16 protein-coding genes are annotated in these 22,210 nt (G+C 35.5%); 1 reads left to right on the forward strand and 15 read right to left on the reverse strand.

All coding sequences use genetic code 11. The annotated features are described in order from the left end of the window. Positions 1–29: 29 nt before the first annotated feature. The 4 genes from glmM to nifJ all read right to left on the reverse strand — a co-directional run bounded on the left by glmM (position 30) and on the right by nifJ (position 7,350). Positions 30–1,385, reverse strand: coding sequence for a phosphoglucosamine mutase (gene glmM, locus IGJ03_RS08190; RefSeq protein WP_002356936.1), 1,356 nt, complete (start codon positions 1,383–1,385; stop codon positions 30–32). Then, the gene (locus IGJ03_RS08195) at positions 1,378–2,541 is read right to left on the reverse strand and encodes a CdaR family protein (RefSeq protein WP_002377002.1); all 1,164 of its coding nucleotides are present in this window, start codon (positions 2,539–2,541) and stop codon (positions 1,378–1,380) included. The genes glmM and IGJ03_RS08195 overlap by 8 nt, the downstream gene beginning before the upstream one ends. Beyond that, positions 2,538–3,422 carry a diadenylate cyclase CdaA gene (gene cdaA, locus IGJ03_RS08200; RefSeq protein WP_002389035.1) on the reverse strand — a complete coding sequence of 295 codons (885 nt, stop codon included), beginning with the start codon at positions 3,420–3,422 and terminating at the stop codon, positions 2,538–2,540. Before cdaA ends, IGJ03_RS08195 begins: the two co-directional genes overlap by 4 nt. A 196-nt stretch (positions 3,423–3,618) precedes the next feature. Continuing rightward, complete coding sequence (gene nifJ, locus IGJ03_RS08205) at positions 3,619–7,350, reverse strand: pyruvate:ferredoxin (flavodoxin) oxidoreductase (protein WP_429861477.1); 3,732 nt, start codon at positions 7,348–7,350, stop codon at positions 3,619–3,621. A gap of 160 nt (positions 7,351–7,510) precedes the next feature. On the opposite strand from nifJ, the gene IGJ03_RS08210 reads away from it, so the two are divergent. After that, positions 7,511–9,013: a DUF6056 family protein gene (locus IGJ03_RS08210; RefSeq protein WP_002376990.1), complete on the forward strand. Its 1,503-nt coding sequence runs from the start codon at positions 7,511–7,513 to the stop codon at positions 9,011–9,013. 24 nt (positions 9,014–9,037) lie between these two features. Here the strand turns inward: IGJ03_RS08210 and glnA are convergent, their stop codons facing one another. From glnA to tagD, 11 genes are all read right to left on the reverse strand, one after another. Then, complete coding sequence (glnA, locus tag IGJ03_RS08215; RefSeq protein WP_002356929.1) at positions 9,038–10,378, reverse strand: type I glutamate--ammonia ligase; 1,341 nt, start codon at positions 10,376–10,378, stop codon at positions 9,038–9,040. A 42-nt stretch (positions 10,379–10,420) separates the two neighbouring features. Continuing rightward, positions 10,421–10,804: a MerR family transcriptional regulator gene (locus IGJ03_RS08220; protein ID WP_002388239.1), complete on the reverse strand. Its 384-nt coding sequence runs from the start codon at positions 10,802–10,804 to the stop codon at positions 10,421–10,423. Between the two features lie 202 nt (positions 10,805–11,006). Further along, complete coding sequence (hflX, locus tag IGJ03_RS08225) at positions 11,007–12,248, reverse strand: GTPase HflX (RefSeq protein ID WP_375804871.1); 1,242 nt, start codon at positions 12,246–12,248, stop codon at positions 11,007–11,009. 3 nt (positions 12,249–12,251) lie between these two features. After that, a complete protein-coding gene (gene miaA, locus IGJ03_RS08230) occupies positions 12,252–13,181 on the reverse strand; it encodes a tRNA (adenosine(37)-N6)-dimethylallyltransferase MiaA (RefSeq protein WP_002395447.1) in 930 nt (309 codons plus the stop codon). Continuing rightward, a complete protein-coding gene (locus IGJ03_RS08235) occupies positions 13,182–13,928 on the reverse strand; it encodes a glycerophosphodiester phosphodiesterase (protein ID WP_002374486.1) in 747 nt (248 codons plus the stop codon). A gap of 119 nt (positions 13,929–14,047) precedes the next feature. Then, the gene (locus IGJ03_RS08240) at positions 14,048–15,028 is read right to left on the reverse strand and encodes a glycosyltransferase family 2 protein (protein ID WP_002356923.1); all 981 of its coding nucleotides are present in this window, start codon (positions 15,026–15,028) and stop codon (positions 14,048–14,050) included. Between the two features lie 132 nt (positions 15,029–15,160). After that, positions 15,161–16,111: a GDP-mannose 4,6-dehydratase gene (locus IGJ03_RS08245; protein ID WP_375804870.1), complete on the reverse strand. Its 951-nt coding sequence runs from the start codon at positions 16,109–16,111 to the stop codon at positions 15,161–15,163. Between the two features lie 1,548 nt (positions 16,112–17,659). Continuing rightward, the gene (locus IGJ03_RS08250; RefSeq protein ID WP_077932599.1) at positions 17,660–19,084 is read right to left on the reverse strand and encodes a lipopolysaccharide biosynthesis protein; all 1,425 of its coding nucleotides are present in this window, start codon (positions 19,082–19,084) and stop codon (positions 17,660–17,662) included. 47 nt (positions 19,085–19,131) lie between these two features. Next, positions 19,132–20,517, reverse strand: coding sequence for an O-antigen ligase family protein (locus tag IGJ03_RS08255; RefSeq protein ID WP_375804869.1), 1,386 nt, complete (start codon positions 20,515–20,517; stop codon positions 19,132–19,134). Between the two features lie 14 nt (positions 20,518–20,531). Beyond that, positions 20,532–21,743 (reverse strand): CDP-glycerol glycerophosphotransferase family protein, encoded by a 1,212-nt coding sequence (locus IGJ03_RS08260; RefSeq protein ID WP_002385799.1) that lies wholly within the window; start codon positions 21,741–21,743, stop codon positions 20,532–20,534. A 45-nt stretch (positions 21,744–21,788) separates the two neighbouring features. Continuing rightward, complete coding sequence (gene tagD / locus IGJ03_RS08265) at positions 21,789–22,190, reverse strand: glycerol-3-phosphate cytidylyltransferase (RefSeq protein WP_002356917.1); 402 nt, start codon at positions 22,188–22,190, stop codon at positions 21,789–21,791. Positions 22,191–22,210 lie beyond the last annotated feature (20 nt).

The raw sequence follows: 22,210 nt of genomic DNA on the forward strand, positions 1-22,210 counted from the left end.
GCATTAAGTGTCTGGTTTCTAATTGGTTCTTATTCAACGCCGATTTCTGCACGTACTACTTCGGCAATTTTATCAACGTAATAATCAACTTTTTCTTGTGTTGGCGCTTCGGCCATCACACGTAACAATGGTTCTGTTCCAGAAGGACGAACTAAAATACGACCTTCGCCATTCATTTCTGCTTCTGCTTGTTCGACAACTGCTTTGATTGCCGGAACTTCCATTGCACCATTTTTATCTGTGACACGAATATTGACTAATTTTTGTGGATAAATCGTCACTTCATCCGCTAATTCAGATAATTTTTTGCCCGTTTGCTTCATAACATTCAACAATTGAATCCCTGAAAGCATGCCATCACCTGTTGTGTTGTAATCTAAAAAGATCATGTGACCAGATTGTTCGCCACCAAAATTGTAATCATTTTTACGCATTTCTTCTACAACATAGCGGTCACCCACTTGCGTTACCACATCTTTTAAGCCAATTTCTTCTACAGCTTTATGGAAACCTAGATTACTCATCACCGTTGTAACGATTGTATCTTTTTTCAAACGTTTTTTCTCAGCTAAATATTTAGCACAAATATACATGATTTTATCACCATCGATAATTCGTCCTAATTCATCGACTGCAATAATTCTATCACCGTCGCCATCGAAAGCCAAACCAGCATCTGCGCCTTTTTCAACAACCATTTCTGCCAAAGCTTCAGGATGAGTGGAACCCACACCATCATTGATATTCAATCCATTAGGACTTGTTCCCATTGTATAGAAATCTGTCTCTAAATCCGCGAAGACACGATTGACTGCTGTTGCAGTTGCTCCGTTGGCCGCATCTAAACAAACAGTCATATCTGCTAAATCGCCAGGAATACTTTGAACTAAAAATTGCGAATATTTTAGTAAGCCTTCTGGAAATTCATCTAATGAGCCTAAGCCTTCTGCAGAAGGTCTTGGTAAGGTGTCTTCTTCTGCGTCTAACAATGCTTCAATTTCTGCTTCTTGATCGTCTACTAATTTGAAGCCATCTGCCCCAAAAAACTTAATCCCATTGTCTTCCGCTGGATTATGTGAAGCTGAAATCATTACGCCAGCGGATGCTTTTTGTAAACGAGTAAGATATGCTACACCAGGTGTTGAAATCACCCCTAATTGGAAAACTTCAATCCCGACTGATAATAACCCAGCAATCAATGCTTGTTCCAACATCTCACCTGAAATACGTGTATCGCGGCCCACGAGAACACGAGGTTTTCTTGAACTATCTTCATGTTGACTCAACACATAACCACCGTAACGCCCTAATTTAAAAGCTAATTCAGGTGTTAACTCCTTATTTGCAATTCCTCTTACACCATCTGTTCCAAAATATTTACCCATTTTGATTCTCCTTAGTCACTTGATTCTCTGTATTTTCAGTTGAACCAGCAGTTGTACTTTCTACTGTTGATCCCTCACTTGTTGTTTCAGAAGTATTTGATTCTACTTGACTGGATGTACTTGGTTGTACTGCTTGGCTACCTGAGCCAACCGTTGTTGAACTTGCAGGTTCCCCTGAAGTTTCATTTGTATTTGATGACTGTTGTTGATTGTACACGGGGCTCAAAGAAACGTCAACCTCATCTGGTGTAACTACGTATTCTCCATCAACGGGAATAGTCACTGATTGTTTTGTTTCTTTGCGAATATCAGAAATATCTACCGGTACCTCAATTGATTCTAGCGTATCTAAAATTGATTGCGGGCCACTGACCCTAACTTGGTACGTTGATAAACTATAATTGTAATGAGCGATCCCAGCAGGTGGCGTACCTGTCATACTAACATTCAGTGGTACATCTTTCGTTGGCGCGGTTAAGCCTACTGTTACTTTGACTTGTGGTGCTGGATTTTCGATACTTAGGACTTGACCTTTGGCATCTAGCGCTTGGACATTTACCGTTTGTTTAATCGTATCAATTGTTTGTTTGGCACTTGAGACTGGCGCAATCACTTTGTCAATTGCTTTCGCTGTTTCTTCTCCAGTTGTTACTTCTACAGTTTTTGGATCTACAGAAATATTTTTTACTTTGTAGCCTTCTTTTTCAATGTTATCAGAAAGTTGTGCTTCTACATCGAATTTTTTTGTTACTCTCTTTTCAATCGTTACAGTCACTGTTTTCGGTTCAATTTCAGCTGTAACAGCTGAACTTAGTCCCCGAACTGTCAAAGGCACTTCCGAAGTCCCTAATGGCAATTTGGTTAAGTCTGCGACCACTTGGAAATTTCGTGTGTCAGCATTTGATTCCATGTTTAATTGAATGCGGTTCGCACTACGTAAATGAACATTTACACTCTCTTCAAATCCAGAGACATAATATTTGTCTTTATCGTATTGGACTTGGACAGGAATATTATTCAGTGTTTCACTATACGTTTGGCTTGAACCTGAATTGGAGGGATTATTGCCTGTTGCATTGGCATTAAAAAATAACAACAATGCAAACAGCAATGAAAGCAAACCATTAAACCAGCTTTTTTGGGAGGCTTTTCTCATTTGCGTTTAACCCCCTTTGTTACATCATCGATAAAATGCTGCAAAGCACTTTTTTTATCTTCCGATGATTCCGAAATTAACTCCTTACGCAAAATTGTTAAATACTCTTCTTGCGTTAGTCCAGGAATTAATTCATTGTTCAACGTCAAACTAACGTCACCAGTTTCTTCAGAAACAACAATCGTAATGGCGTCACTGACTTCACTGATACCGACTGCGGCTCTATGGCGCGTTCCAAATTCTTTTGGAATTAAATTGCTTTCTGATAGCGGTAAATACGCACTAGCAACAGCAATTTTTTCATTTTTGATAATCACTGCACCATCATGTAGTGGTGTATTTGGAATGAAAATATTAATCAGTAATTCACCAGTAATATCGGCATCCAAATCAATACCTGTCTCAATGTATTCATCTAAACCAGTATTGCGTTCAATGGTTATCAAAGCACCAATTTTCCGTTTTGACATGTACTGAATGGCTTTGTCAAAGGCCTGAATAATACGCTCATCTTCTTGTTGCGCACCTTTATTCGGGCGGAAAAACGAACTTCTCCCTAGATGTTCCAGCCCTCTTCGCACTTCTGGTTGAAAAATAACAACCGCGGCGATTACACCATACATGATGACTTGATTCATTAACCAAGATAATGTATGTAGACCAATTATCTCACTTAGAATGCGGATAATGATAAAAACAGCGACACCTTTTAATAGTTGAACTGCTTTTGTTCCACGAACAAGCATGATTAATTTGTAAACGAGGTACCATACGACTAGGATATCTATGATATTGATAACAAAATCCTTAGATAAGAAATCCGTTGAGATGACTTGCTGCCAATAATTCAAATCTAATAATTGATTCAATTGAAACGACATCATACCCCTCACTTCTCTCTCAAGATTTCCTAACAAGTATACCACATTATTTTCTTTCATCACAGAACGCAAGCGGAAACATCAAAAAAATTTAGGAACTTTTTCAAATAACCTGAAATTTTTCATCAAAAAATCGCATTTCTAACTAAAAAACGTGTCTAAGCAAAAAGCTCAGACACGTTTTTTTGACTTCTATTTAATCTTGCTCACGTTGTTTTCTCTTGGCTGCTCGTTCTGCGCGGCGGGCAGCCCTTCTTGCTTCCGCTTCCGGATCAACTACGCATTCTTTTTTCACTCGTGGCTTCTCGTTCTCTGGCGCAGTTATTTCTGGTTCACTTTGTTTTTCAAGTTTTGCTCGAATTTTTTCTTCTTGACCAGCTAAACGAGCATAATTATAGAACCGTCTCTTAGCATCATTAATTGTTTTATTAAATAACAATTCCGCTGTATCTGGTTGACTAGATTCTAAGGATGCAAAGCGAACTTGTTGGCGCATAAACTCTTTCATTAATGAAAAATCTGGTTTTTTGAAATCCAATGTCATTGGTTCTTTGCCTTTTTCTCGCAATAATGGATTATAGCGATATAAAGACCAGTAACCTGAATGAACTGCGTCTTTCGCTTCTTTCAACGTTTGACTCATCCCACCTGCTAAACCATGTGTAATACATGGTGTATAAGCAATAATAATCGATGGTCCAGGGAATTTTTCTGCTTCTTCAAAAGCTTTAATCGTCTGCATTTGGTTTGCACCTGAGGCAATTTGAGCGACATAGACATTTTCATAAGTCATTGCCATCATCCCTAAATCTTTTTTAGAGGCATATTTCCCACTGGCAGCAAATTTCGCAATCGCTGATGCCGGAGTTGCTTTGGAAGTTTGGCCACCTGTATTGGAATAGACTTCATTATCTAGAACTAACATATTTACATCCGCGCCACTAGCTAACACGTGGTCAATCCCGCCGTAGCCAATATCGTAAGCCCAGCCGTCCCCACCAATCATCCACTGACTTGGTTTAACAAAAAGATCTTGATCGTCATAAATTGCTTCCAATAAAGGTTGATTCGTTTTTTCTTCAAGCAAAGCTGCACGTAATTTAGCTGCACGTTGTTGCGTACCTTCACTTTCGGACAGATGTGCTATCCAATCTTCCATCAATAAACGTAAAGAATCACTGGCTACAGAAAAAGCTTTGGTCATTTTACTAGCTAAACGTTCGCGACGCGCTTGCGTTGCTAACAACATGCCGTAACCAAACTCGGCATTATCCTCTAAAAGAGAATTTGACCAAGCTGGACCTTGTCCTTGTTCATTAGTAGTGTAAGGTGTCACACCCGCTGCAGCACCCCAAATCGATGAGCAACCTGTTGCATTAGCAATCAGCATTCGGTCACCAAACATTTGCGTCAATAATTTAACATAAGGCGTTTCGCCGCAACCAGAACAAGCACCAGAAAACTCTAATAAAGGTTTATTAAATTGCGAACCTAAAACAGTATTCGGTTTTGCTGGGTTTTCCTTTTGACGTAACGTCATAGCAAACGCCCAGTTCATAGCCTGCTCTTTTTCTTCTTCATAAGGTTTCATTACTAAAGCTTTGCCTTTAGCTGGACAAGCTTCAACACAAAGTCCACAGCCAGTACAATCTTTGACTGAGACTTGGATACGATATTTCAAGCCGTCGGCACCACGTATATCACGCACAATGAATCCTTCTGGAGCTTCAGTCATTTCTTCTTCATCGGCTAAGAATGGTCGTATCGCCGCATGGGGACATACAAAGGCACACTCATTACACATGGTACACCGATCGCTAATCCATTCAGGTACTTCTAATGCCACCCCACGTTTTTCAACTGCCGCAGTTCCCAAAGGCATCCGCCCATCTGTCATCCCATTTTTCGCTAGTGTCGCAACAGATAACGCATTGCCTTCTTGACGATTAATCGGTTCAACAATTTCATGAACAAAATCACTAACATTTTCTGAACGTTTTCGCGGTTGAACTTCAAGCGTTCTCCACTCTGCTGGAACAGGTACCTGATGCAACAATTCAACGGTCTTATCGATTGCTTGAATATTTTTTTCGACAACTTTCATGGACTTATGACCATAACTTTTCAGTGCTTCTTCTTTTAAAATTGGCAACACTTGCTCAAAAGGCATAATTTCCGCTAATTTGAAGAAAGCTGTTTCCATTGCGGTATTAATTCGCCCGCCTAGTCCGACTTCACTAGCTAATTTTACTGCATTGATTGTATAAAACTGAATCTCATTTTCAGCTAGATACCGTTTTAATTGATTTGGTAAAAATCGTGCTAGTTGTTCATCATTCCAAATGGTATTTAAGAGGAAAGTCCCGCCCTTTTTTAACCCTTTTACTAAATCATAGGTATGCAAATAAGCGGCTGTATGACAAGCCACAAAATCAGAATGTTCAATGAGGTACGTTGAACGAATAGGCGTCTCGCCAAAACGTAAATGAGAAACGGTCAACCCGCCTGATTTTTTTGAATCATAATAGAAAAAGCCTTGCGCATACTTGTCTGTATGATCACCGATAATCTTAATTGCTGACTTGTTCGCCCCTACTGTGCCATCAGAACCAAAGCCCCAAAATTTAGCTTGATAGGTTTTCGGATTCGTCAAATCAAGTGGTTTGCCAACTTCTAATGAAGTATAAGTTAAATCATCATCAATCCCAATTGTAAAACGCTTCTTCATGGCAGAACGTTCTTTCATTAATTCATCAAAAACCGCAACAATTTGATTTGGCAGTACATCTTTAGAACCTAAACCATAGCGTCCACCAATAATTGTTGGGCGAATGTCCGCTTCATACATCGCACTTTGGACATCCAATAATAACGGTTCGCCACCAGCACCGGGCTCTTTCGTCCGATCCAAAACAGCAATTGCTTTAACTGATTGTGGTATTTTTTCGAGAAATGTTTCAACTGGAAATGGTCGATAAAGATGGACATTAAGGAAGCCAACTTTTCTTCCTTGTTGTTGTAAATAATCAACAGTCTGTTCAATTGTTTGTGCAACTGAACCCATTGTGACAATCACTTCTTCTGCATCTTCTGCGCCATAATACGTCACCAAATCATAATTGGTTCCCCGTAACCGGTTAATTTCTGTCATATATTTTTGAACAATACCAGGTAATTTTTCATAATAAGGATTAATTGTTTCTCGTTGTTGAAAGTGAATATCTGGATTTTGGTTCATTCCACTAACGGAAGGGTGATTCGGGTTCATGCTCCGACGACGAAATTCGGCTAATTTCTCTTGGTTTACTAAGGGTGCTAATTCTTCATAGTCAAGAACTGCCACTTTTTGAATTTCATGACTTGTTCTAAAGCCATCAAAAAAGTTCATAAATGGAACACTCGCTTCAATCGAAGCCAAGTGAGCCACTGGTGCCAAATCCATCACTTCTTGCACACTGCTTTCTGACAACATAGCAAAGCCTGTTTGGCGTGCGGCCATTACGTCTCCTTGATCACCAAAAATATTTAAAGCATTCGTGGTTAAAGCTCGGCTCGCCACATGAAAAACAGATGGTAATAGTTCTCCAGCTATTTTGTACATATTAGGAATCATTAAAAGTAACCCTTGTGAAGCCGTATAGGTCGTGGTAAGCGCGCCTGTTTTTAAAGAGCCATGGACCACGCCGGCAGCACCAGCTTCCGATTGCATTTCGACTACTTTCACAGGTTGACCAAAGATATTTTTCTCACCTTCGGCCGACCACTGATCAACAAGTTCAGCCATCGTTGAACTTGGTGTTATTGGATAAATGGCTGCTAATTCTGTAAAAGCATAGGAAATATAAGCTGCTGCTGCATTCCCATCCATTGTTTTCATTTTCCGCATGTTTTTCTCATCCTTTATATCTAAAAAATAGAATAGTTGCACGCATATTCTTGTTTATTATAGCGTAAAAACCAAACATTTGAAACATTTTTCACAAACATTCTTTAGAGTTTCCTTTTCCAGTTACAAATTGTCTCTATGTTTTTATATATAATTAGTTTATAATAACAACTGAAAATAACGATCTACAGAAAGGGAGAATATGTTGAAAACTCTTCAAAAAAATAAATTTATTATCCTTGCTTTTTTACTACTAACCATCATTTTTTATTTTATCCCTTACGCTCACGATGAATGGATGTGGGGAAGTCAAGAAGGGCTTGATTTATTAAAAAACGGCTTTCAAGGATACAATGGACGCTACTTTGGGAATATCTTCGCTTTAATTATTACTCGTAGTGTTTTAATTAAAAGCTTGTTTATGAGCGGCACAATTCTATTATTACTTACAGTACTAACAAAATTCACTAACCTAAGTTTAGATAGAAAAACAACTACAAATAAAAAATTTCTTTTGATTTTTGGCTTAGCTCTACTTATATTAATTCCCACAAAACTTTTTCAACAAACTTATGGATGGCCGGCAGCCTTTGTGAACTTCGTTCCTCCTGTTATTAGTTTAGTGGTTTTTTTCATAATAGTGAATTACTTATTTACTAATGAAACAGCTAATTTAAAACACCCTGTTCTAACAGGTATTGTTTTAAGTCTCGGGACTCAATTTTTTTCTGAAAACATCAGCGTTTATATCACATTCCTTGCAATTGCTTTATGTATTTATTCATGGAAAACCAGAAAGATGATTGATTCGTTCTTACTTGCTTTTCTAGTTACAAGTTTCCTTAGTTTGATTATTATGCTAATTAATCCAGCTTACTTAAATGCTGCCAATAATACTGATGGCTATAAAAAAATTAATTTATCGCTTTCATATTTTTACTATAAAACAATAGGACCGATGGCAGAAAATATTTTTCATCAAAATCGTTTCATTAATCTTTGTATAGCAACGTTAACTTTATTAATCTCTAAAAAACAAGATAAAGATATTTTACAATCAAAGGCAACGCAGCTGATAAATAAAGGAGCTCTATTTTTTATAAGTACTTATACGGTTTTCTCTGTCTTTATTTATCCTTATTTCACAATATCCTATAATCGCAGTCAAGATTTCACTGCACTATTAGCTTTACTATACTACCTTTCAATATTTATATTTATACTCATTCAATTTAAAGGTAATTTAAAAGCAAAACTACTTTTCTTGTTCTTATCTATCGTATGTACAGCTGGGCCTCTTTTCATTGCTGAGCCCATCGGTCCCCGGTCATTTTATATTACGTATGTTTTTTGGATTATACTTATTCTGCAATTTATCGCTTATTATTTTAATTTACAAAGTGAAGAAGAAAACAACCATGAAATACTCTTTATAACGAAAATTCTTAAACAAGGAATTCTTGTCTTATTAATCTTTTATACCTTGATGTTTGCATACACCTACAGGGTAGAACAACAAAGAAAAGAAATTATTGACGAGGCAATCGCTAATAAAGAAACTTCCGTAAAATTACCTTTATTACCAAATGGAGAATACTTTTGGGAGAAAGGAACAACCTCAGAATATTGGATGCGCCGTTACAAAACATTTTATAACATTCCGCAAGAAATAACGATTACATTCGTACCGATGGAAACAAAATAAAAAAAGAGCCCTAGGGCTCTTTTTTTAGTACAACTCCAAATATTGTTCTCTTTCCCATTCAGAAACGGTTTGACGGAAGGCTGCCCATTCCATTCGTTTCGCTTCTACAAAATTGGCAAAAATATGACGACCTAATGCATCAATCATTACTTGATCTTTACGTAATTCTTTGATGGCATTGTGTAAGGTTGATGGCAAATCTTCAATTTGTGCATGTTGACGTTCTTCCTCATTCATCACATAAATGTTACGATCAACTGCTGGCGGTGGCGTAAGTTCATTACGAATACCATCCAAACCTGCTTGTAATAAGACAGCCATTGTTAAATACGGATTCGCTGAAGGATCGACAGAACGTAATTCTAAACGAGTCGATAAACCACGAGATTCAGGAACTCGAATGAGTGGTGAACGATTTCTGCCGCTCCAAGCTACATAAACAGGTGCTTCATAACCTGGTACCAAGCGTTTATAAGAGTTCACTGTTGGGTTACATACCGCAGTATAGGCACGGGCATGTTTTAATAAACCACCTAAGAAATGATACGCAGTTTGGCTTAAGCCCATCTCTCCTGACTCGTCATAAAAAACATTACCTTCTTCATTAAATAATGACATATTGCAGTGCATACCAGAACCATTAATTCCAAACAAAGGTTTTGGCATAAATGTTGCATGCAAGCCATGTTTACGCGCAATAGTTTTCACAACTAATTTGAACGTTTGAATATTGTCACAAGCATCAACTACATCAGCATATTTAAAGTCAATTTCATGTTGACCAGGTGCTACTTCATGATGTGAAGCTTCCACTTCAAAGCCTAAACTTTCTAACTCTAAAACAATATCACGGCGACAATTTTCACCTAAATCGGTTGGCGCAAAATCAAAATAGCCACCTTTATCATTCAAGTCAGTGGTAATTTCACCATTCTCATCTAATTTAAATAGGAAAAATTCTGGTTCTGGTCCTAAGTTAAAAGAAGTAAAGCCTAATTCTTTCATATCTGCTAAGGCGCGTTTTAAATTACCGCGGGGATCTCCGGCAAAAGGGGTACCATCAGGATTGTAAATATCACAAATTAAGCGCGCAACTTTTCCATGGTCGCTTTCCCACGGAAAAATCATCCATGTAGATAGATCAGGGTATAAATACATGTCACTTTCTTCGATACGAACGAATCCTTCAATGGATGACCCATCAAACATCATTTTATTATCTAATACTTTATCTAGCTGACTCACAGGAACTTCAACATTTTTAATTGTTCCCATAATGTCGGTAAACATTAGTCGTAAAAAACGTACGTTTTCTTCTTCTGCAATATGTTTAATCTCTTCTGCCGTTTTGGCTTTTCTTGTCATCGGTCTGATCCCCATCCTTCATTTTTATTGGCTGCTGAAACGTTAAAGCCTTGGTACATTCGATTGGAACGGATTTTGCTGAGTAAGTCCTCCTTGCGAAAGGATTTCGTCGTATAAAATCTGACGAACATCTGCATCGGTTAACGGACGAGTTGCCTCGGCGGTGTTTTTTTGTTCCTCTAATTTCATTTCATACACACGCTTAATCCCTGCCATGTTCAATCCATCAGATAAATAATCTTTAATTTCTAACAAAACATCAATATCATTTAAAGAATACATGCGTCGGTTGCCCTCACTACGTTCTGGATGAATCAATCCCTGTTCTTCATAGTAGCGAATTTGTCGAGCGGTCAAATCCGTTAGTTTCATAACTGTACCAATTGGAAAAACTGACATGGAACGGCGTAACTCTTTTTCTCTCATCTCCATCCTCCTCTCTTAGTTATTTCTTAGAATAACAATAGAATGACAAATTGTCAAGAACTTATGTTAGATTTTCTAACATAAAACAAAAAACCTGATAAATATGGACTTTTCCATCTTTTCACGGCTGATTTTCTCCTACTAATCAAAAAAATAGAAATGATTTGTTTTTACAAATCATTTCTAATCAACTTACCATTTTTTATTCTTTTTCGGATTCAACCAACCATTTAGACTCTTTTTTCGCAAAGCCTTTCACGATATACCGATTTTCATTTTCAGCATATTCTTCTGAAACCATTAGTGTCATCCGGCGAAGTTCACTTAATAGTTGTCCGTCAGTTGGGCTAATTTCTAATTGATAAGGCTCGAGTAATTCCATCATTTGGGCACGGATAGCTTGAACCAGTCGTTCTTTATCTTCAGGAATTTTAGTCGAGATCAATACATTGGGAAATAAGGTTGGGACAAATTCTTTACTGTCCACTTGATCTCTTTTATTATAAACCGTCAAGCACGGAATATTTTCCAACGCTAATTCTTTCATCAATGTTTGAACTGTGCGTTCATGTTGTAAACGATCTGGCGCACTTGCATCCACCACATGGAGCAGTAAATCCATCGTCCGACTTTCTTCCAATGTCGACTGAAAGGCTTCGATCAGTTGTGTTGGTAAATCTTGAATGAAGCCAACCGTATCTGTCAGAGTAACTTCCATGCCTTGAGGCAATTGCCATTTTTTGGTTAAAGGATCTAACGTTGCAAACAATTGATCCTCTGAATAAGTTCCTGCTGTTGTCAACATGTTGAGAATGGTTGATTTGCCAGCATTGGTATAACCAATCAAGCCAATTTGAAATAGTTCTGAATTTTGTCTTTTCTGGCGGCTTCGTTCACGATGAGCAGTGACTTCTTTTAACTCACGACGGATGCCTAAGATTTTATTCCGAATGTGTCGGCGGTCCGACTCTAATTTCGTTTCACCAGGCCCGCGTGTCCCAATACCTCCTCCAAGTCGGGACAACTGTTTTCCTTGACCAGCCAAGCGAGGCAATAAATAATCCAATTGTGCTAATTCAACTTGTAACTTTCCTTCTTTGGAGCGCGCACGCAAAGCAAAGATATCCAAAATTAATTGTACACGATCAATTACTCGCACAGCTAACGCTTCAGATAACAGTTGATTTTGACGCGGTGTGAGCTCATGATTAAAAATCACAAGATCCGCTTCATAGGCATCTGTTAATTGAATTAATTCTTCCAATTTCCCCTTACCAATTACGGTTTGTCGATCGACTTGTGGTCGTTTTTGTGTTAAAACAAACACCACTTCTCCATTAGCGGTTTCCGTTAAATTCGCCAGTTCTTCCATTGATGCAGAAAATGTCTGATAATTTTTTTCCGTCTCAACTCCTACTAAAATAACTTTTTCATGAGTGGTCATCGCCTACTCACTCTCCTTCTGTTGTAGCCATTCCGCTACTTCTTTTTCCAACTTGGGCAAATCTGTTGGCTGCTGAACCAAATCCCACCAATGCGCAGCCATTCGATTTCTAAACCAAGTCAATTGACGTTTGGCATATCGCCGCGATTGCTGTTTGACTGTTTCAACCGCCATCTCTAATGATTGTTCACCGGAAAAATACGGGAAAAATTCTTTATAGCCAATACCTTGAGCTGCTTGTGCATGTGGTTGCTGAAACATCTGTTTTGCTTCTTCCAACAGCCCTTCTGTCATCATTTGATCCACCCGCTGATTAATACGTTCATATAATAAAGCGCGATCTGTTTCCAAACCTAACAAATAATAATCATAGAGACGAGCTGGTTTTTCCTTTGGGGTCAAAATACTATAACCGGTTTTGTCAAAGACCTCTAACGCACGAATCACTTTTTTGCGATTATTAAAATGAATGCTGTTAGCCGCTAGAGGATCTTTTTGTTGTAATAACTGCCATAAGGCTTGATTCCCTTTTTCTTCCGCAAATAAATTGTACGTTTCTCTAATTTCAGGCGAGTCATCTATCTCACGACTTCCTAGTTGAAAATCATAAAGAAGTGATTGAATATACAACCCTGTTCCTCCAACGATAATTGGCAGTTTCCCTTTTTCAGTAATTTCTTTGATTTTTTGACGACCCTCTTTCTGAAAATCAGCGGCAGAATATGTTTCGCTGACTTCACGGCAATCAATTAAATAGTGAGGAATTCCTTCTTTTTCTGTTTCTGTGACTTTAGCGGTGCCAATGTCTAACGAGCGATAAACTTGCATGGAGTCACCGCTAATAATTTCACCATTAAATTTTTTTGCTAAAGCAATACTTAATGCTGTTTTCCCCACCGCGGTGGGTCCTACAATAACTAATACTTTCTCCAATTATGTTTCTCCTTCTTCTTGCCAATTTTGACGAGCAAATTTTGCTTCCTCAGGAAAATCAGTATGAACACCCGCCAATTTTAGCTGAAAACAATTTTCCATTTCTTCCATCCGATTAACAGTCCACGGCCGCAGCGGTTTGCCAATTGTGATAAGTTCTTTTTCATGAGCCAACACCCAAGACATTTTTGGATGTAAACTATCGACAAGCGCGAATGCCGGTCCCGCTTGACTTAAATCCTCTGCAGATTCATAAATAAAGGCAATTTCTGTCTTAGGATCAGCTTTTTTTAATTTAACTAAACTTGGAAAATAAAAACTGGAATATAAATAACGAAACGGCCAGTTTTTTTGCTTCATTTGTTGGACGACTTTTTTCTCAATTCCTTCATAATGGATAATATCGGTTTTAAGTTCAATATTCAAAAAACCATTGAATTGTTCTTCTACAAGACAATTTAAAACATCTTCCAATGTTGGAACACATTGAACAGAAGGATTTTTCTGAAACCAGCTTCCAGCATCTAGTTGTTTTAATTCGTTTAATGTTAACTGTTGGATTTCACCATGACCATCTGTCGTACGATCCACTGTTTCATCATGCATAACGATTAAATAACCATCTTTAGATAGGTGAACGTCTAATTCAATTCCTTCAGCACCAACACGAACAGCCTCTCTGAAAGCAATACACGTATTTTCAGGATGGGTGCCCTTACTTCCTCGATGTGCAATAATATCTGTCATTCTCTCACTCCAATCTTGTTTATTGTACCATTGGAGTGAAGTGGGTTCAAATATAGGAAAAACGAGATACAGTCATTCGACTACTACCTCGTTTTTTATAAGTAAAATGAATATATTCATTAATCAATCTCTTTTAACTCTGATTCTTTAGTCTCATTTTTCTTTGGCAAACTGTATATATTTTCTACAAAATACAAGGGACGTTTCTTAGTCTCTAAAAATACACGGCCAACATACTCCCCTAAAATCCCTACAGAAATCAATTGGCAGCCACCTAAAAATAATATCATAATCATTAATGAAGGGAAGCCTGAAGTATCCGCACCAAATATCAATGTTTTAATTAATACATATATCATGTAAATAAACGCAACAAAAGAAACTAAAAAGCCAAAATACATTGAAATTTTTAAAGGAGCCGTTGTATAAGAAGTAATTCCTTCAATTGCCAATTTCAATAATGCGCCAAAACTCCATTTTGTTTCACCATGTAATCTCTCATCCGCATCAAATTCAATTGCAACCTTTTTGAAGCCTACCCAATTATATAACCCCTTCGTATAACGTTGAGATTCTCTCATTTGCTTCAGCGCCTCTACTACCTTGCGATCAAGTAACCGGTAATCTCCTGCATCTGGTAAAACAGGCGTATTGGCTAGTTTTCCTAATACTTTATAAAACCATTTAGAGGATGTTTTTTTGAACCATGACTCCCCTTTGCGTTGATTTCTTTTAGCATAGACATCTTCATAACCTTGCTGCCAAAGATCAATCATATCAATAATTGTAGCTGGCGGATGTTGTAAATCAGCGTCCATTGTAATAACAGCATCATGTGTAGAATAATCAAAGCCCGCACTCATTGCTATCTCTTTTCCATAATTTCTGGACAAATCAATTAAAGAAACATTATCCGTTTGTTCAATTAATGATAAAACTTCACTCACAGTGTTATCTTTGCTTCCATCATTAATAAATAATATTTCAAAATCAACTTCGTTTCTTTTTTTTTCTAAAGTTTCATTTAATTTTTTATATAGAGGACGTATATTATTTGCTTCATTATACGCGGGTATTGAAATTAAAATTTTCTTTTTCACAGGTTAAATCCCCCAAATTTAATACTTGCATACAAATTTTAGCATACCATATTAAACTTTTTTTATCTATGACTACTTCGTACAAATTACTTGAAAACTTCTTGAGAACTATCAGCTCTCAAGAAGTTTTATTTATTCTTTTAATTCATAATTAACATATTTATCCAAACCGGACTGAATACTATATTTCGGTTCATAACCAATGGCACGTAATTTAGATATATCCGCTAAGGAATCTTTGATGTCCCCAGCTCGCGCTTCTTTATATTCAACTGGCAAAGCGACTTTCATAATATCATTTAAAGAAGAAATTAACTCATTTAAATCGGTTGCTTTCCCTGTTCCGACATTATACACTTCCCCAAGTGATTGGTCAGAATGAGCGACAAGATTCAATGCTTGAACCACGTCCTCAACAAAGACAAAATCACGGGATTGTTTTCCATCACCAAAGATATTGAATGTCACTTCTTGATTGGCTAATAAGCGTTTGTAAGAGTCCATCACAATCGAAATAACGCCAGAATAAGGCGAATTAGGATTTTGGTTTGGTCCATAAACGTTAAAGAAGCGAACAGCGCTTGTTGGAACATCATATAAATGACAATAGTTTAAAACATATTTTTCAGAAGCAAATTTATCCACAGCATAAGGCGTTAACGGACGAATTACTGATTCTTCCTGTTTTGGTAAAGTTGGCTCATCGCCGTAAACCGCTGCAGAAGAAGCAAACACCAAACGTTTTAAATCTTTCTGGTATTTCCGAATTAATTCCAGTAATTGTAACACACTCTCAAAATTCACTTGGTGTGTTTCCACTGGACGTGCTACTGAGTCTGCTACACTAGCAATCGCGGCTAAGTGAAAAATGTAATCGAACTGATACTCTTGTAATACTTTTTCCATTAATTGTTGATCAGTCACGCTACCTTCAATGAACGTGATGTTTTCAGATGCGTTTAAATTTTCAGTTTGGCCCATTGATAAATCATCAATGACCACAACTTGATTGTCTTTACTATAATAATTTGCTAAGGTTGAGCCGATAAAGCCGGCACCGCCTGTGATTAGAAATGATTCCACTTTATTAATAACTCCTTACTATCTTAGTTAAATATACCCAATAGTTTTATTATTTAATTAAAATTGATACACCATCAAACAATTCGACAGTTCTGCTGATTTAATAACTTTTGCTTGTTGGTTGGCATATTTAGATCTTCAACCTAATTTTACCACATTTTCTATTGTCTTTGATGGTTTTAAATATATGACATGCTGTTTTTTACTTATTTGAAATTTTAATAACAGCTATCTTGTTTTCTTTTTTCAAATTTGCTGTATACAAAGCTTCGTTTAACCCTCATTTGTCCATCCAACCTAATATTTTACTGTTAACCATTATTTTTGGCACGCTCTAAACAACTACTCGTATATTTACCCTACGTTTGATTTTCACTGATCAGTTATAGTTATGCGACTCAAGGATTATGTCGTAGTTAAGAGCGCTATTCCCATTTGCAACACTCCCCATATAATCAGCTTTAACATTAAAAAGCGCTCCATTCATTCCATGCTATATAAATAGCTAATATCATTTTTGCTTTGCACCTGGCTCATAAAGATAGCTATCCTTATGGGCCTCACCCTAGATGTGAAGGAGAAAGTATTGTTTGAGTAAGTCAAAGTGGTTGGAAATAGTGTATAACATTAAAGTATTCCCTAGCTTTCAACTGATTCACAAAAGTGATTGAGTTATTCGCTAACTGTCCATCATTCATAGTAGTATATTCTGCATCGTTTGCCATAATCGTATCTTTAAATTACTGCATCTACAAAGCAGTTTACTTCTCGAGTGGCTTGGCTCTGATTAGCAAATACACTAAAATAATATCCAGAAATCTCTATTCTAACTTCTTGTGCATTTTTTATTTGTGTTGAAGCAGTTTCTCTCACAATAATTATTCCTTTGGTTAATCTTAACAGCCCACTCCTTCTTCACACTATATTTCTTCATAGTTTGCAGTTAAATATATGTTCCGTGGATACATATCGACAAAATTTTGGGTGGTTTATTAGTCCTGTTACATTAATTAGCCCCATAAGTACATCTTTCTATTCATTTGAAGAGTTTCCTAAACTTGAAAGCTCTTCAGATATAAACAAAGTTTCGGTAGTTTTTTCAATGGCTGTTAACAATTTGTTATCACTTAAATTTGTTTCTTTCATTTCAGTCGTTGTAACTTCTTAGTACGGTTCTACGTAATTATCTGCTGATGTAGCTCACTTGAATTCTCAGTAGTTTATGAAAAATTTATTTTTATAACTGTTGAATGTTCTATCTCTTTTTTATGGACTTACGGAAATCAGCAATACGAGTATTTGAAAACAGAGCTCCTACCATTAATAATGTGTTCATTGACAGATTTTTTATTTAAGTAAATATCTTTGTATCTTTCTACTCCGTAATTTTGATTTCTTTTTTATACCTATTGTTACTATAGTGATTTTCTAACACTTTTATCGAACGGTCAAGAACTAGTATATTTTATTTATTCAAATTCATTACTTTATTTAAAAAAAAATGAAAAATTTTTCTATTAAATCAGAAAAATTCTCCATTTTCTCAAATTATTTTTTTCGCTTAATTATTTTTATGAATTGTTCGATAAAATTTGAAACAATATCTTTGTTAAAAAACATTAATGCAATAAACATTATAAATTCAATAACCATTAATAATACAGCATCGACTAAAAACAACAAAATAAATTGAATAAGTAAAATCACATGATTGCCTATTAACCTTGACCAATCGATTTTTATATGAACAAATGAACGAGTATCATAAATTCTTACCATCCAGCCAGCGAAGAGACTGATGGCTGATGCTATCCCGATACCCATTAAGCCAAATGCTGAAATAAAAATATAATTACAAATAATACTTAAGATACCTGATATTATAGATGTATTCATTAGACCTTTTGTTTTTTTCTCGGCAACGTAAAATTGACCATAAAATCCAATGAATCCTGAATAAATAGCAGATAATAATAGTAAAGGCGTTACTTGCCAACTATCATAATAAGCTTTAGCAACTAAATTGGCTGTAAAAAATTTTAAAAAGACAAGAATTCCTGAAGCCACTGTAAATAGCAGAAATGAATATACCTTAAATATTTGTCCGTGAAATTCGTGTTTATTTTTAGAATCTTTTTCTTCCACTAATGAAATTTGCCATGCCTGAGAAAAAACAGATTGAATCATAGAAATTAGAGAGGGAATTTTGTTAGCTACAGCGTAAAGACCATTTGCACCTGCACCTAAAAAAAACAAAATAAAATATCTGCTTGAGCTGTTAACAAACCACCAAAGAACATCATTTGGAATAGTAGGCAATGAAAAAATCAACATATCTTTCATATACGTAAAATCTACAGCTGATAATTTTAAATAACTAAAATAAGGTGTTGTTATTAACAGATATATTAAAGAAACAATTTCTGCCACTACTAAAGCAAGTAAATACCCTTGCAAGCCCATATGAAAATTAACTAAAAAGAGAATGTTAGTAACGCCAATAACTGCTGTCTTTAACATTCCGTTGAATGCAAATACTTTTACTTGTCCATTTCCTCTAGCAAACTGAGCTAAAATCTGTGTTAAAATTTGTAGAGATAATAATAAAACAAAATAGATTAACGCATTTTCCAAAACATTAAAAAAAGACAATGCAACATATAAAGCAAAGGATAAGACGATTCCTATTAATGAAATCACAGCTGAGTTTGACACTACAATACTTTTATTTGCATTCTTATCTAAAGTAAATCGTAAAACTGCTACAGCAATTCCACCAGAAACAATTGGCAGTAACAAGCTAGTCGTCGTTGTAACCAAATCTACAATTCCATACTCTGTAGTAGTTAAATAGTATGTGTATAGAGGAACCAAGATAAATGAAATCATCTTACTTCCTAAATTACCTGCAGCAAAAACAACTGAGTTCCCAGCAAGCTTCTTATATTTTCCCATAGCAATCAATGCCTCCATTATAGAAAGGAATAGCTACCTTGTTGAACTACCCCTAAATAATACCTTTATTTAAATTCTTTTGATAGATAGACAATTCTTCCTAAAAATAACCAGAATATTAAGGAACCGATGGAGTTTACTAAAATAATGTCATTTAAAAACATTCCTGAAACTGCCACAGCTAAAACACTTAATACATAGGTAGCATACCCTTGTTGAAAGAAATTATTAACTTTACTAAAAGAAAAAGCTACAATTTCAATAATTCTCGATACAAAAAAGCTAACAAAAGTTACAACTCCTAAAGATCCAGTAGATGCCAACAAATTAATATATGAATTATGTGTATATTTTTGTGTTTTAGCAATAAACGTTTGTGGCAACATATCTGATGCGTAAGGTAACATGTTCCTAGGAGAAACCCCTACTAACCAACTTGATTTAAATAATTCGATACCACTTTTCCAAAGTGCCAAACGCCCATTCGAAATATCATCGTTATTTTCAACATCTGGACGAGTTAAATCAACTGGTTTTTCTTTGACTGGATTTTTTGTTTTCACTTCCTTAAATAGTTCAGGAATATAAGAAAGAATCCATTTAAACAAATCAACAGATAAATAGATTATTCCACAACCTACTAAAGATAACAAAATTGCACATAAAAATTTCACAAGAACATGCTGCTTGTTTATTCTTTTAGAATAAAAAACTTTAAAGAAGGAATAAACGAAGAAAACAGATATTAAGACTAACACTCCAGTCCTAGATCCTGACAACACAATATATAAGAACTGTAAAATAATATTTATTTTCAGTAATAAACCAAGCCATTTATTTCCATAACTTTTTCTGACTAGATATGCAAAAGAGAGTATAATAACAACCACACAAACAGTTGAACCAAAGTTAGGGTCTTCAAAAACCCCAAACAGTCGGCCTTCATAGAAACCTATACGTAGGAAACGAGATCTTGTTTGTAGTTGAACAGTATAACTATATTGAAAGAAAAACATTATTAAAGAAACTAACGCTAAGACAAACCATGCACTTGTTAGTAAACCAGTGAATTTTTTGATTAATCTTGGAAAAATTTCGTTGTCTTGTGCGACTTCGTAAACAACTAAAAAATAAATAGATTGCCAAACTAACAATTTAATATTTCCTGTAATTCCATATCTTCTATTAACAATTGAAGAAATAAATATTACAACCAAAAAACCAATTAACCACCAATTATAATTCCACTTCTTTTTACCACGTACAATGTTGACTAAATCAATTAATATTATAATACTACCAAAAATTGCACCCGCAGCATATAAAAGATTATCAACAATAGATGGCAATAAACTGTATGGCCCTATTGCTCTGAACATCAACAGAATTAACATAAAAAGAATATAATACTCTTTGCTTAACTGATTAAACCTTTGCACATTTGATTTCATTAAATTTCCCCCTATCATTTCACTTGATCAATTTCTTGAAGGATTCGATCCCCTATATCTTGACTTGCATGACCAGTTTCAAAAACATTATATATTTTTTTGAAGCGTTCAACTTTTTCAAGATAATCACTATTAGAAAATTTATAAACTTGGTTTATTAATTCTTCTTGATTTGTTGAAACTGGAAAAGGTAAATTATCCAAATCAATCAGTAAGCCTCTATCTTTAGAGTACTCTTTATAGTCATACGCATAAATAAAACATTTTTTTTCTGAAATCAGTGCTTCTCCTGAGCTAGAAGAATAATCAGTTATTAATGTATCTGTAGCACATAAAAGTTCCTGCATATCTTCATAATCAGATGCATCGATAATATTTTGAGGAAGGCTTCCCCCTAAAATTCTTTCTTTATTTTTTGTGTCGTTGGGATGTAAACGCACTAGCATTACATAGGAATTTTTAAATCTCTTTTCAAAAGTTTGCGTTAGTCGTTCCAAAAATGTTATGTCCACTTCTAAATCATATCCTTGACGAAATGTCGGTGCGTACATCACAATTTTTTTATGATAATCTATATTGTAGTGATCATAGACTTTACGGACCAGTCTCTCATCATAGTTAATAAATATATCACCACGTGGTGTACCATTTCTAAACATTTCACCTTCATACCAGAAATTATACGGAACATCCGAAATCGTATTGGCACTTTCAAAAATCAATAAATCACACATCTTAGAATCTTTTTTTGCTCGTTTGACATATTTAGGTGGTAGTTTATCCTCCACTAAACGTTCCATCATTTTCAGAGAGAAACTTGCATGCCATGTTTGAATATAAAACTGATTCTTTCTCTTTTTAGGATATATATTTTTACGACAATTATCTATCCAGATTTTTGCTGTATGTAGCTCATACAATGCTCTAAATGAAGTCAAGGATACCAACCGTATAGAAGATGGAAAAGCTTGCGCGTTCTTCACCCGTTTTTCATCAATAAGCCATACAATATCTAATGCTTCGTTTTGACTAAGTAAATATTCACAAATGTACTTTGGATTGTCTCCATACCCCTGTCCGTTAAAATTACTAACAACAATTTTATTTCTTTTTATTGGAACAAAAAACAAAACAGGATAACAGATATAAAAAAAGGTTGTCCTAATAATTCTGGGAATTACTCTTTTCCGCCAGTAGTTTATTTCATTTTTATACTTTTGTTTCATTTTAGCACTCCAGTTCTTTGCTATCGGATGAAATAACAAGATTCCTTATTTAAAATCTTTTAGTTCTTTTTTTATTTGAGTAGTTGAAATCTCAGGAGTTCTTTCTAAATAAGCAACTTCAACACCCGTTTCTTCAGCTAAATAGTCAAATTTACCTTCCCAGTCGTTCCCCATTACAAAGGTATCAATATCATATAACTTCATATCTTTTACTTTTTGATCCCAGTTTTCTTCTGGAATAACTAAGTCAACGTAACGGATGCCTTCTAGTATAGATTTCCGTTCTTCATAGGAAAAATAACAGACTTTGTCTTTACTATTGAGATTAAATTCATCTGTAGACAAACCAACAATCAAATAATCTCCTTTTGACTTAGCTCTCTTTAAAAGATTTACGTGCCCGTAATGCAATAAATCAAATGTCCCATATGTTATTACTCTTTTCATAATCTATTCTCCTCTATTCT

Source organism: Enterococcus sp. DIV1315a (assembly GCF_051712325.1).
Lineage (GTDB): Bacteria > Bacillota > Bacilli > Lactobacillales > Enterococcaceae > Enterococcus > Enterococcus faecalis.